General features: G+C 57.1%; 11 protein-coding genes and 1 pseudogene. 7 read left to right on the forward strand and 5 right to left on the reverse strand.

Going from position 1 to position 12,576, the window contains the following annotated elements:
• Positions 1-94 precede the first annotated feature (94 nt).
• Genes OYW20_RS24820 through OYW20_RS26410 form a run of 3 tightly spaced genes read right to left on the reverse strand, consistent with a single transcriptional unit; the run spans position 95 to position 1,682 of the window.
• Positions 95-472, reverse strand: a complete 378-nt coding sequence (locus OYW20_RS24820; protein ID WP_268798500.1) for a hypothetical protein — start codon at positions 470-472, stop codon at positions 95-97.
• Between the two features lie 2 nt (positions 473-474).
• A complete protein-coding gene (locus OYW20_RS24825) occupies positions 475-1,182 on the reverse strand; it encodes a polymorphic toxin type 44 domain-containing protein (RefSeq protein WP_268798501.1) in 708 nt (235 codons plus the stop codon).
• Positions 1,158-1,682 carry a PAAR domain-containing protein gene (locus OYW20_RS26410; protein ID WP_408005440.1) on the reverse strand — a complete coding sequence of 175 codons (525 nt, stop codon included), beginning with the start codon at positions 1,680-1,682 and terminating at the stop codon, positions 1,158-1,160. The genes OYW20_RS24825 and OYW20_RS26410 overlap by 25 nt, the downstream gene beginning before the upstream one ends.
• Positions 1,683-2,039: 357 nt before the next feature.
• Here OYW20_RS26410 and OYW20_RS24830 point away from each other — a divergent pair.
• The 7 genes and pseudogenes from OYW20_RS24830 to OYW20_RS24860 all read left to right on the forward strand — a co-directional run bounded on the left by OYW20_RS24830 (position 2,040) and on the right by OYW20_RS24860 (position 9,058).
• A pseudogene (locus OYW20_RS24830) lies at positions 2,040-2,497 on the forward strand (cupin domain-containing protein).
• 28 nt (positions 2,498-2,525) lie between these two features.
• On the forward strand, positions 2,526-3,092 hold the full coding sequence (locus OYW20_RS24835; RefSeq protein ID WP_268798503.1) for a chorismate mutase: 567 nt from the start codon (positions 2,526-2,528) through the stop codon (positions 3,090-3,092).
• Positions 3,093-3,219: 127 nt separating this feature from the next.
• On the forward strand, positions 3,220-3,744 hold the full coding sequence (locus OYW20_RS24840; RefSeq protein ID WP_268798504.1) for a DUF4124 domain-containing protein: 525 nt from the start codon (positions 3,220-3,222) through the stop codon (positions 3,742-3,744).
• A complete protein-coding gene (locus OYW20_RS24845; RefSeq protein WP_408005441.1) occupies positions 3,728-4,360 on the forward strand; it encodes a DUF4124 domain-containing protein in 633 nt (210 codons plus the stop codon). The genes OYW20_RS24840 and OYW20_RS24845 overlap by 17 nt, the downstream gene beginning before the upstream one ends.
• 308 nt (positions 4,361-4,668) lie before the next feature.
• Positions 4,669-5,754, forward strand: coding sequence for a nitrogen regulation protein NR(II) (gene glnL / locus OYW20_RS24850; protein ID WP_268798505.1), 1,086 nt, complete (start codon positions 4,669-4,671; stop codon positions 5,752-5,754).
• Positions 5,751-7,187 (forward strand): nitrogen regulation protein NR(I), encoded by a 1,437-nt coding sequence (ntrC, locus tag OYW20_RS24855; RefSeq protein ID WP_268798506.1) that lies wholly within the window; start codon positions 5,751-5,753, stop codon positions 7,185-7,187. Before glnL ends, ntrC begins: the two co-directional genes overlap by 4 nt.
• A 53-nt stretch (positions 7,188-7,240) precedes the next feature.
• A complete protein-coding gene (locus OYW20_RS24860) occupies positions 7,241-9,058 on the forward strand; it encodes an amidase (protein ID WP_268798507.1) in 1,818 nt (605 codons plus the stop codon).
• Positions 9,059-9,205: 147 nt separating this feature from the next.
• Here OYW20_RS24860 and mgrA read toward each other — a convergent pair whose 3' ends face one another.
• Both mgrA and betT read right to left on the reverse strand, forming a co-directional pair.
• Positions 9,206-10,243, reverse strand: coding sequence for an L-glyceraldehyde 3-phosphate reductase (gene mgrA / locus OYW20_RS24865; protein ID WP_268798508.1), 1,038 nt, complete (start codon positions 10,241-10,243; stop codon positions 9,206-9,208).
• 102 nt (positions 10,244-10,345) lie between these two features.
• The gene (gene betT, locus OYW20_RS24870) at positions 10,346-12,301 is read right to left on the reverse strand and encodes a choline transporter BetT (protein ID WP_268801229.1); all 1,956 of its coding nucleotides are present in this window, start codon (positions 12,299-12,301) and stop codon (positions 10,346-10,348) included.
• Between the last annotated feature and the right edge of the window lie 275 nt (positions 12,302-12,576).

The raw sequence follows: 12,576 nt of genomic DNA on the forward strand, positions 1-12,576 counted from the left end.
ACAAGAGGCCTCCTTCGGGAGGCCTTTTTTGTGCTAGATGATTGCGGATGGAGCGATTTCTCGCTCTATAGAAACTCCCAGAGTCCTCTAGTTCTCAGTCGTAGGTAGCGCAATGAAACAACCGGTCATTATCGGTCCCCCGCCCTAGACTTCTATCAATATCCCTGTCAGCGCCCAGATAGATGTTAACGATTGGCCACTTCGGCTTCACATTGATACACCTATAGCCTCCAGGCACATTCCAATCGATTTGCATAAAGTAATTTTCATCTGGAAAAATCCGACCAATGCCACCAATGGTTTCGCCTGGAAATATGTCGCCGCTGTATTTTTCATATGGCGTAATTATAAGAACATGAAGCCTTCCGTTAGCATTTTCTGGATAGTGCAATCTCACTCGTGGCGTGGCGATGTACCAGAAAAATACAGGGGGAAGAATAAGAAACAGGAACCACCACTTTACATGTTTCATTATTATTTCCTAAAACACTCGTGCAGTCGTGCCCCATCGCTACCCCAATCTACTGGATCTATCGACAGCACCTCATTCATGATCAGTATCGAGTCAACAAAACTTTCTTTATATACTTCGTACAACTTGATTCCAATCATGATTGACTGCCTATCAGCCACATCATCCCACGCTCTCAGTCCCTCAACATTAGCGGACCTATGAGGCCCCGGGCGATTTTCCCACTCTGCAACTTTTCTTACCAAATCAGAGCCAATCTGTTCGAGGCCTGCTCCATCTAGCAGAATGCTTTCAGAAAACCCTGCTGCAACACCAATATATCCATAATGAATATTCGACCAAATATCATGGAAATAGTTATATCTCCCGTGCTTATGCCAAGCGATACCGTTATATCTTTTCAGCAACTTCGGCTTATGATCCCAAGGCCGATTCTGCCCCACCCGCTCAGTCCACAACGCAAACGCCTCAGCTTTTTTCGCTAACTCAATGGCATTGAAGTTAGGCACATGCCCCATCGTCAGATAAAACGGCTGTTCAAAGTATTTTTTGGTCTCTTCTACCGCGTCATAACCGTTCAACTCCCTCATCTTCAAAACCGAAGGATGGTGAATATTGCGATTCATCTCATCGGCAATGTAACCGGCAAGTTCATTCATGTGATCAGGATGAGGACAGGTTGCCGTCACGAGCACCGGTGCGATCGGCAAGGCCGGAGGTTGCTGGGTTGCTGGGTTGCAAACAGCGACGTCGTCGACGCCGAGGATGATGACCTGAAAAGCACTTGCGACTTACGAGCGGTAGCATCTCTCGATGAAAGCAACGGGTGCGTAGCGCTTTCATAGGTGGCGCTATCTATCGAGTGCAGCAGTCTGGACTTGCATGGACACCCACTGAAACTGTCGAGCGTGCCGGCCACTCGCCGTCCGTGATAGATAAAGTGATCAAGACCGCCAGTAACTTTGTAGATGTTGCCGTCCTTGCCGCAGCTCACGGGGTCATCTTCGCAAATGCGCTCGTGTCCGTTGAACGTAAAGCTAGGTGAACCCGCCAGAATTTCTCCGCCGCACGAAGTTCTGTCACCCCGTACAAGAAAATGCCCTTTCATTTTTATTTCTATCCTTTGGTGGGCTATACGTCCTTCCAACCTGGAGGCGCTGGCCTGAGAGCGCCAGCTCGCCTCAGCAGATCTCCCGTCACCGGTGTGCATCGCAAACCGGAATGCAGCCAAGTCCGGTTGATTGTCATCCTTAATGAACAGTTAACGTGTCCTGCTATCCGACCAACCACGTCAGATTAAGCTGATACGGAACGAGGGCTTTTCTGTCAGATGCAGTTAGCATCAAAGCAGGCAAATGGACGCCAAGTTAGTGGATAGCGACTAACTGACCTATAGGACGAATCCGATTCTGTATGTGATTGAATAGACGTCTTGCGGGAGGTCTTTTCTATTACTGGGCGCCCATTGTTCGGCCGTTCTAAAGCTATAAATATGCACCGCAGATGGGAACGACGCTTCCGGCAACCTTGGTGTTTCTGCTCTTCAACAAGCACAAGGATTTCGTTCATGTTCAACATCGCCCCCGCTTGCCTGCTGCTGGCGATGATCGCCTTTGGCGGATGCGCCACCGCTAAACCGTCCAGCTCTGCGTCGGTCTCAACGGTCCAGTCCACTGTTCTGCTTAAAAGCTCGAACTCGTGGGATGGAACAGCCTATGACGCCTACCCTGTCGGCAAGCCTGAGCTGACCGTTCTCAACATCAAGATTCCCGCCAACACCGCCCCCAAATGGCACGAGCACCCGATGCCCAATGCCCAATGCGGCGTATGTCGTGTCCGGCAATCTCACGATGGAAACCCGCGAAGGCGGCGAGTCGATTCTGCTCAAGCCAGGTGATGTGCTGCCTGAAATGGTCAACAGGCAGCATCGCGGCCTGACGGTGGACACCGCAGTGGAGCTCGTCGTTTTTTTACGCGGGGACCCCGGGAATGCCACTATCTACCAGCCAAAGTGTTAAACAGTGATCGCTCGGTCATACGTGAGGACATGACAATGCTTAAACAGCTCCAACTCGCGGCATTAGCCTGCGGCCTGTTATCGACCGGCCTTCACGCGGCGCCTGCTCAGCAGCCTCCTGTGCAACTTCAGCCGCTTATCGCGGCCATGGAGCAAAGGCTGGAAATCGCCAATGACGTGGCGCGTAGCAAATGGCACAGCGGCAAGCCGGTGCAGGACAGTGAGCGCGAGCGCCAGGTGATCCAGAACGCCGAATCACGGGCAGGCGAATTCAAGCTGGCCGACGACGACGTACGCTATTTCATGGCGGCCCAGATGGAAGCCAACAAGATGGTGCAATACGCGCGCCTCGAACAATGGCGCGACACCGGTCACTCCCCTGAGAAGCCAGACGTCAACCTGACCGATGGCATCCGCGGTCGGCTGGATACGCTGCTGCCGGTGTTGATGCAAAGTTACTCGGCGTTTCAGCCTTACCGCAACGATGCCAAATGCCCAGGGTGGGTGCAGTCGGAAATCCAGCGACAGGCAAGTGATCCGGTCATCGTGACCGCCCTGCAACGGGCGGCAGGCGACCTCTGTCGGACCACGGCAAGCCAGTGAGCAGGCGCGCAGATGCGCTTCTCAACTGACACCGTCGATCAGTATTCCTCTATGCTGACCCTGTGCCGCGCCATGCATTGAGCGCGGCACCATTGTTGGTTGTCCTGATCGCTGCACTGGAGTGTTCATGCGTCAATGTCTCGCCCTTCTGTTGCTGGTGTTCGCACTGCCCGCTGCCGCGCAGATCTACAAATACACCGACGCCAACGGCAACACGGCGTACAGCAATCAACCGCCTGATGGCACCAAAGCCCAAAAGGTAGAATTGCCGCCCTTGAACAGGGTCGACACGGTCGCTCCTGCGCCACCACCGCCCGCGCAACGACCTCCAGGGCTGCCAAAGCAAAATACAGTCGCTTACCAGACGCTACAATTGACCGACCTGCCAGACGCCGAAGCACTGCGCGCCAACAACGGCACCTTCACTGTGGGAGTGAGGATTGAACCGCGCCTGCAGCCCGGCCATTTGCTGCAACTGCTTCTGGACGGTGTGCCGTACGGGCAACCTGCAAACGTCCCGCGCCTGCAACTGACAGAGCTTGACCGGGGGGAACACAGCCTGGCCGTTCAGGTACTGCAAAACCAACAATCCATCAAGCAAAGCCAGACCGTCACCTTCACGGTGCAGCGAGTTCATGTTGGCCAGCCCTGAGTCCTTGATCGCGCGTATCGCGCTCCTGTGCCTGTTGATGTTCGCGGCGGGCGCGGCTACGGCCGACGTTTATACGTACATCGACGCCGAGGGCAATCGCGTTTTCACCGACCAGCCCAGGCGCAACGCCAAGAAGGTCGAGATCGCGCCCAGCAACAACATGGCTGTGCCAGCAAAAAAAGCTCCTCCCAAAATATCCAGCGAAGCCCCGCTGCTCACCTATCAACTGCTGCGCATCCTGGCGCCGGAGCCTGATGCTGCGATTCGGGACATGCAAGGCAACATGACGGTCACGGTGACCAACGATCCCGCCTTGCACGCGGGCCACCGCTATCGCCTGCTGCTGGACGGCAAACCCTATGGCGTAATAGGCCGCAGCCCGGTTTTCCCGCTGACGAACATCGATCGTGGCACCCATCAACTCTCGATCGAGATCGTCGATTCACATGATCGAGTGGCAGAGCGCACCCCAAACCAGCCCTTCAACATGTTCCGCACCTCGCTTGCCCAGAAGAGACAGGCGAAACCGTGCGAAAAAGAAGACTACGGCGTGCGTCCGGAATGCCCGCTAAAAGATAAGCCCGAAGAAAAAAGCAGCATTTTCCCATTCTTCTGAAGCGCTCAGCCTAAGATGGTGCGCACCATCGTGGCGCACTACCTGAACAGCTCAGCACACGCACAGCCCATTTTGGTTCACACGACGCGCAGTTTTAAGGTGCGCAGACATGCACTGTCCAAAAAAAGCTCGAATCAACTCTATTCACGCTTCTTTTCGGAGCCTTGGTTTGGTTTTTGCATTTTCTTACGAATAAGTAAGGCGTAAGCAATCTATCAGCGGCATTTCAGCGCTGGCGAAGACCACCCAGCGCCTGCTACCTCGGGCCCGCCCCAAGTGCAATGTGCCAAATGAGGTCAACGGAATTCATGACTATCAGCGATACGCTGCACCGGTTGTTACTCGACAACCTGACCACTGCCACCATTCTGCTCAACTCGGACTTGCGCCTTGAGTACATGAACCCCGCAGCCGAAATGCTGCTGGCGATCAGTGGACAGCGCAGCCACGGGCAATTCATCAGCGAACTTTTCACCGAGTCCGCCGAAGCGCTCAGCTCGCTGCGTCAGGCTGTCGAGCAAGCCCACCCGTTCACCAAGCGCGAAGCGATGCTCACCGCATTGACCGGTCAGACGCTGACCGTCGATTACGCGGTAACTCCGATCCTGTCCCAAGGCGAAACCATGCTCTTGCTTGAGGTTCATCCACGTGATCGCCTGTTGCGCATCACCAAGGAAGAAGCCCAGCTGTCGAAGCAGGAAACCACCAAGATGCTGGTGCGAGGCCTTGCTCACGAGATCAAGAATCCACTCGGAGGCATTCGCGGTGCAGCGCAGTTGCTCGCCCGTGAGCTGCCCGAAGAGAGCCTCAAGGACTACACCAACGTCATCATCGAGGAAGCCGACCGCCTGCGTAATCTGGTAGATCGCATGCTCGGCTCCAACAAGCTGCCCTCGCTTGCCATGACCAACGTGCACGAAGTGCTCGAACGGGTTTGCAGCCTGGTAGAAGCAGAGAGTCAGGGTTGCATCACCTTGGTGCGCGATTACGACCCAAGCATTCCGGACGTGTTGATCGACCGCGAACAGATGATTCAGGCGGTGCTCAATATTGTGCGTAACGCAATGCAGGCCATCAGCGGACAGAACGAACTGCGCCTTGGCCGCATCAGCCTGCGCACCCGCGCAATGCGTCAGTTCACCATTGGCCATGTTCGCCATCGGCTGGTCAGCAAGATCGAAATCATCGACAACGGGCCCGGCATTCCCGCCGAGCTTCAGGAAACCATTTTTTACCCGATGGTCAGCGGCCGCCCGGATGGCACGGGGCTGGGGCTTGCCATCACCCAGAACATTATCAGTCAGCACCAGGGGCTGATCGAGTGTGAGAGCCATCCTGGCCACACCACTTTCTCGATCTTCTTGCCACTGGAACAAGGAGCAGCTTCGACATGAGCCGTAGTGAAACTGTCTGGATCGTCGATGACGACCGTTCCATCCGCTGGGTACTTGAAAAAGCCTTGCAACAAGAAGGCATGACCACGCAGAGCTTCGACAGTGCCGATGGCGTAATGAGCCGACTGGCGCGTCAGCAACCGGACGTGATCATTTCCGACATCCGTATGCCGGGCGCTAGCGGTCTGGACCTGTTGGCACGGATTCGCGAGTCGCACCCTCGCCTGCCGGTCATCATCATGACCGCCCATTCGGACCTCGACAGTGCCGTGGCCTCGTATCAGGGCGGCGCGTTTGAGTACCTGCCCAAGCCGTTCGACGTCGATGAGGCCGTGTCACTGGTCAAGCGCGCCAATCAGCACGCACAGGAGCAGCAAGGTCTGGAGGTTGCGCCCACGCTGACGCGCACCCCTGAAATCATCGGTGAAGCGCCGGCAATGCAGGAAGTGTTTCGCGCCATTGGGCGCTTGAGCCACTCCAACATCACTGTGCTGATCAACGGCGAATCGGGTACCGGTAAAGAGTTGGTTGCCCATGCCTTGCATCGCCACAGCCCGCGCTCGGCATCGCCCTTCATCGCACTGAACATGGCGGCGATTCCGAAAGACCTGATGGAGTCCGAGCTGTTCGGCCACGAAAAAGGCGCATTCACCGGTGCAGCAAACCTGCGCCGCGGCCGTTTCGAGCAAGCGGATGGCGGTACGTTGTTTCTCGACGAAATTGGCGATATGCCGGCTGACACTCAGACGCGCTTGCTGCGCGTTCTGGCAGACGGCGAGTTCTACCGCGTCGGCGGCCACACGCCCGTCAAGGTCGATGTACGAATCATCGCCGCCACTCACCAGAACCTGGAAACACTGGTGCAGGCTGGCAAGTTCCGTGAGGACTTGTTTCACCGCCTGAACGTTATCCGGATTCACATTCCGCGCATGTCCGATCGCCGTGAAGACATTCCGACACTCGCCAGGCACTTCCTGGCCCGCGCGGCGCAGGAACTGGCGGTCGAGCCCAAGCTGCTGAAGGCTGAAACCGAGGAATACCTCAAGCACCTCCCGTGGCCTGGCAACGTGCGTCAGCTGGAAAACACCTGTCGCTGGATCACGGTCATGGCGTCGGGTCGTGAGGTCCACGTCAGCGATCTGCCGCCTGAACTGCTGAGCCTGCCGCAAGATTCAGCGCCGGTCACCAACTGGGAACAGGCGCTGCGTCAATGGGCCGATCAGGCGCTTGCTCGCGGCCAGTCCAGCCTGCTCGACAGCGCAGTGCCGACCTTCGAACGCATCATGATCGAAACCGCCCTCAAGCACACCGCTGGCCGCCGTCGCGATGCCGCCGTGTTGCTGGGCTGGGGCCGCAATACCTTGACTCGCAAGATCAAGGAGCTAGGCATGAAGATCGACGGAGGGGATGACGACGAGGGAGATGAGGGCTGATTGACCTGTAATTTATGACAGTTTACGCAGCACGCTTATGCTGATTAGCTCCTTTGACCGACCTCGAACTGTCAAAGGAGCTGACAATAATGAGCACTAGCAATCGCAACTATCTGCTGGACGACGAACTCAACGCCCGCCTTCTGGCAACCTTGCCACGCCGCGACACCCTCAAACTGCGCGCCCGAATTGTCGATTATGAAATCGTCGAAATGGCCGTACTTTTCCGTACCGGCGAGCTGACTTCGGTACAAATCACTGTCGCGTATATCAATCGAATCAGCACGCTAAACGGCAGTTTCGAAACCTACGATGAGAATGGCGGTTATAACGCCTTCATCCGTATCGATGCGAACGAGGCCTTGGAGCAAGCGGCACTGGCGGACATCTGGCTCGCCAGCCAAACAGATCCAAGAGGCCCAGCCCCACCGCTGTGCGGCATCCCCTTGGGGGTGAAGGATACGATTGGGATCAAAGGCCGTGAGAGCAAAAACGGCACTCAGGCATTTAGCACCAACTTCGCAATCAATGACGCAACCTCCGTGGCCCGTCTGAGGGCCCAGGGTGCGGTGCTGGTCGGACATACCATTTGCTCAGAGCTTTCCGGCGACGTCATCGGCCAGTTTGCCGGGAATGCATGGGATCCTGATCGGGTTCCTGGAGGCTCAAGTCAGGGATCGGCCGTTGCCCCCATCGCTCGCCTGGTAGCTGCAACACTGGGGGAAGAAACGTCTGGCTCAATCATTATTCCCGCTGCCGTCAATGGCGTAAGTGCGATCAAGCCCTCGCCAGGGTTCGTATCGGCGGCGGGCGTTATGCCATTGCGCGCCGGTTGGGACACGCTAGGGCCAATGGCACGGTCAATGCGAGACGCATCGTTGATTCTCGCTATCGTCGGCGGACTGGACAGGGAAAATGACCCGCAGACGCTATCGGCCCCTATTCCGCTGCCCGCGCTTCCCATTGCGGCACGCCCTGGCAAAACTCCGCTGCTGGGATTGAAGATCGGCATCCCCCAGACAGACTGGATGACCACGCCGATCAGGTCTCCTCTGGAATCTTATGGCGCAGACCACCGAGCAGCATTCCTGCGCTTCAAAAGCCAGTTAACGGCCCTCGGAGCACACGTTGTCGATTTCCCCGGACTGGATCTGTCTCTTGAGCAAAACGCACCCTACTTGTCAGGCATCCCTTTCTACAGCCTTAAAGGCGAAGACGGTGAGAATCTGCTGATGGTCAACGCAGCGTTGGGGACGACCTGGCCTGCACAGCTGGAAACAAGGCAGTGGCTGGCGGTTCAGGAGTTTGCCGAGTCGCTGACCAATACGGAGCATCGGGATTTTTTGCTTAAGAGAATCAGTCCGCAATGGAGTCATGACACGGCCAGCCTGATTCCGGCTGGCGTGCGTGTAGAAGCGGAAAGTCGCAGGCGCCAGCAGCAACAACTCTATACGCAGGCGCTTGATAAGGAGGACATCGATTTCATGATGATGTTGCCCGTCGGCGGACACGTTGACCCACGTTTCGCGGAGCATTACGACCGTATCCCCGTGCGCCGCAGCTTTGTCGAGGCACCCAACGGACTCGCCTGGCCGGTGGTGACCTTCCCCATTGGGTACGGCAATACCGATGTGACAAGCCCGATGCCTATAACCGCTGCGTTCTGGGGACGTCGCTTTGATGAAGTGCTGATCGTGCAGGCGGCGATCGATTTTCAGGACCGATTCCCTGAATACCACCAAGCGGCACCGCCGGATCCCGACTTCTCAATCAGGACCAGGCGACCGGACAACATTCCCAGGGTTCGAGATTTGCCGCCAACGTGCTCGGCAGACCCGACAATTTCGTTAGGTAGCAGGAGCCTGCCATGAACCAGCGCTTTTTCCCTATCGACTGGGCCCCGCTAAATAACCCTCCTACCCTTGGGGCCCCTGAGCCGTCCACACGATTTTTTACCATCGCGTGGCGCCCAATGCTCTGCACGGTGTGTTACCCGGAACAAATTCCGCAGGAAGAACCTATTCAGCCGAAGACGGCTTTTCCCACAGATTGATTCCACCTTCCACTGCAAACCCATCGATTTCAGCCAGCTCTGCTGCACTGAATTCGAGGTTTTTCAGTGCGCCGACGTTTTCGATGATCTGTTCCGGGCGACTTGCACCGATCAAAGACGTCGTCACGCGTGGATCGCGAAGGGTCCACGCCAAGGCCATTTGCGCCAGGCTCTGACCGCGACGCTTGGCGATCTCGTTCAACGCCCGCACGTGCGCAATGTTCTGCTCGGACAAGTGCGACGCTTGCAACGAACCGCCACCCGGACGATTGACCCGCGCATCCTGAGGAATGCCGTTCAGGTATTTGTCCGACAACAACCCTTGAGCCAGCGCGGTAAAGGCAATAACGCCAGCGCCCAGCTCATCCGTCACGTCCAGCAGGTCTTTTTCGATCCAGCGGTTGAGCATGTTGTAAGCAGGCTGGTGGATCAGCAGCGGCACTTTCCATTCTTTCAACAACGCGGCCATTTCCCGGGTTTTACTGCCGGAATATGAAGAGATACCGATGTACAACGCCTTGCCCTGCTGCACGGCGGTAGCAAGCGCGCTGGCCGTTTCTTCAAGCGGGGTGTCCGGGTCGAAGCGGTGGGAGTAGAAGATATCGACATAATCGAGGCCCATGCGCTGCAGGCTTTGATCAAGACTGGCCAGTACGTACTTGCGTGAACCACCACCCTGGCCGTAAGGCCCAGGCCACATGTCCCAGCCGGCTTTGGTCGAAATGATCAGCTCGTCACGGTACTGCTGAAAGTCTTCCTTGAGCAGGCGACCGAAGTTGATCTCGGCACTGCCGTAAGGAGGGCCATAGTTGTTGGCGAGGTCGAAGTGGTTGATGCCGTGATCGAACGCTGTGCGCAACATGGCGCGTTGCGTCTCGATTGGCGTGCTGTCACCAAAGTTGTGCCACAGCCCCAGCGACAGCGCTGGCAAGACCAGACCGCTGCGGCCGACGCGGCGATAAGGGACAACGTCATAACGGTTTTCAGCAGCAATGTAAGTCATCGAATCCTCTCTTGTTGTCGGAATTGTCTTTTAAAGAAGCAAGCCGGAGGGTAACGCGAAAACCCACGGCAGCAAGCGCCGTGGGTCGTCTTCAGAGCGCTTTTAACGCACCAGATGCAGGAACTGCAGGTGACGCTCGTACTGATCGAGAATGTCGTTGATCACCTGCTCTTTGGTGTAACCCACCAGGTCGTAGTCCTGACTGCCCTCACTCAAGTGCACTTCAGCGCGGTAGTAGCGTCGATTGTTCAACTGCTTGGAGCCCATGCCGCCTCGCGCAAACGACGGCGTGAAGAACCCGCGCATCGTGACCTGATAGATGAAAGGCCGCTCTTCGCCGTGACCGATTTCCAGTCCAACCGTATGGTTTTCCGGATCCGGCTGAGTCACAACGTTGAGGCCCTTCTCGGCGAACACTCCGGTGACGTCTTCAATGGCCGGACGAACCGTCTGATCAAGAAAGCGATACACCTCGTCGCGCGAAGGAAATGCCACGGCCTGAGTCAGGCGCTGTCGCCAACCGCCACGCCGTGCGCCGGACACCGGAGCGAGCGAGTACAACTGCGCGATCTTACGCTGCGACTCCATGTGAAACGCCTTGTGCAACCCCCACATCATCAGCAGCAAGATCAACGAGAACGGCAGCGAGGTGAGCACCACCGCTGATTTGAGCGCGTCAATGCTGCCCGAGAACAATAGCCCGCTGGTGATCAGCGCCGTCATCACGCCCCAGAACACGCGCAGCCATTTCGGCCCGTCTTCGTCCGGGCTGCCGCCTTTTGCCGAAAGCGTGGACAGCACTACCGTGCCGGAGTCGGCCGAGGTCACGAAGAATACGAAGCTGATGAACACCGTGACGGCAATCACCGTTTTGCTCCACGGGTAGTTTTCCAGCATCAGATAGAGCGCCATGGACGGGTCGTCGATAGCCGCCTGGCCCAACGCCGTCATGCCGTGATTGATCACCTGATCGATGGCGCTGTTGCCGAAAATCGACATCCAGGCCAGCGTGAAGCCCAGAGGAATCAACAGTACGCCACAGACGAATTCACGAATGGTCCGGCCGCGCGAGATACGCGCGATAAATAGCCCAACGAACGGCGACCATGCGATCCACCACGCCCAGTAAAAGACTGTCCAGCCGCCAAGCCAGTCGCTCTGGCCGTTGTACGCGTAGACATCGAAGCTCTTGACCGGCAGCGCGCCGAGGTAATCCCCGATGTTCTGCACCAGGGTGTTCAGCAAATGCTGCGTGGGCCCGGCGAACAACACGAACAGCAGCAAGGCACAGGCCAGCAGCATGTTGATGTCGGACATGACGCGCACGCCTTTATCGACACCGGCGATGGCGACCAGGATTGCCGCGCCCATCATCAAGGTGATGAGGCCGACCTGAATCCACTGCGTATGCGGCACGCCAAACAGGTAATCAAGACCCGAATTGAGGTGCAGCACGCCAAAGCCCATGTCGGCGCCCAGACCGAAGATCGTCGCGATGATGCCAAAACCATCGACTGCATAACCGATAGGTCCGTTGATGCGTTTGCCGATCAGCGGGTAAAGCGCAGAGCGCAATGCCAGCGGCAGATTGTGGCGATAGGCGAAGTAGGCAAGCGCCATGCCCACAAACGCGAACACGCCCCAGCCATGCAGGCCCCAGTGCAGGAACAGCAGCTGCATCGCCTGACGCGCAGACTCAGAAGTGCCGCCCTCGCCCTGCGGAGGTTGCAGCATGTGTGTGAGCGGCTCGGAGACGCAGAAGAAGAACAGCGTGATGCTGATCCCGGCGGCGAACAGCATGCCGGCCCAGGACAGATAGCTGAACTCAGGCTCATCGTGGTCGGCGCCGAGCTTTATCTTGCCGTAGCCGGAAATGGCGGTCACCACCACGAACACCAGGTACAGCGTCATCGCCAGCATGTAGTACCAGCCGACGGTGTTGGCTGCCCAGTTTTGCGCTGCCAGGAGCCACTTGCCCGAGGCCTCGGGAAAACCGATGACAACCATTCCGAAGATCAGAATGAAGCTGGCGGCAAAGTAGAAAACGGGGGGGTTCATGCGTACCGGCGAGCCGGTGTGACCGTTGACGGCACTCATGAGCGGCACGCGTTGATAGCGGGGAATCGGATAGAAAAGAGCGGATACGGCAAGGGTAAGCCTCCTGTTGTGAGCGGGCAGCGAACCACCGGTTTAAATTGACTGACCGTTCAATTTAAACACGGATAGGCCTCAAAGGACCAATTTCAGGCCCTCGGACGCTAGCTCACGCGAAGGTATGACGCACGGTTTAGAGGGATCGTTCCCGTCGGTCGGAACGCAGCTTTGCCTCCCGC

It is taken from the genome of Pseudomonas sp. BSw22131 (assembly GCF_026810445.1).
Taxonomy (GTDB): Bacteria; Pseudomonadota; Gammaproteobacteria; order Pseudomonadales; family Pseudomonadaceae; genus Aquipseudomonas; species Aquipseudomonas huanghezhanensis.

Coding starts and splice junctions, on each gene's coding strand:
- OYW20_RS24840 (WP_268798504.1), top strand. CDS start 3,220: ATGCGTCAATGTCTCGCCCTTCTGTTGCTGGTGTTCGCACTGCCCGCT.
- mgrA (WP_268798508.1), bottom strand. CDS start 10,243: ATGACTTACATTGCTGCTGAAAACCGTTATGACGTTGTCCCTTATCGC.
- betT (WP_268801229.1), bottom strand. CDS start 12,301: ATGAACCCCCCCGTTTTCTACTTTGCCGCCAGCTTCATTCTGATCTTC.
- OYW20_RS24820 (WP_268798500.1), bottom strand. CDS start 472: ATGAAACATGTAAAGTGGTGGTTCCTGTTTCTTATTCTTCCCCCTGTA.
- glnL (WP_268798505.1), top strand. CDS start 4,669: ATGACTATCAGCGATACGCTGCACCGGTTGTTACTCGACAACCTGACC.
- OYW20_RS24835 (WP_268798503.1), top strand. CDS start 2,526: ATGCTTAAACAGCTCCAACTCGCGGCATTAGCCTGCGGCCTGTTATCG.
- OYW20_RS26410 (WP_408005440.1), bottom strand. CDS start 1,682: ATGCACACCGGTGACGGGAGATCTGCTGAGGCGAGCTGGCGCTCTCAG.
- ntrC (WP_268798506.1), top strand. CDS start 5,751: ATGAGCCGTAGTGAAACTGTCTGGATCGTCGATGACGACCGTTCCATC.
- OYW20_RS24845 (WP_408005441.1), top strand. CDS start 3,728: ATGTTGGCCAGCCCTGAGTCCTTGATCGCGCGTATCGCGCTCCTGTGC.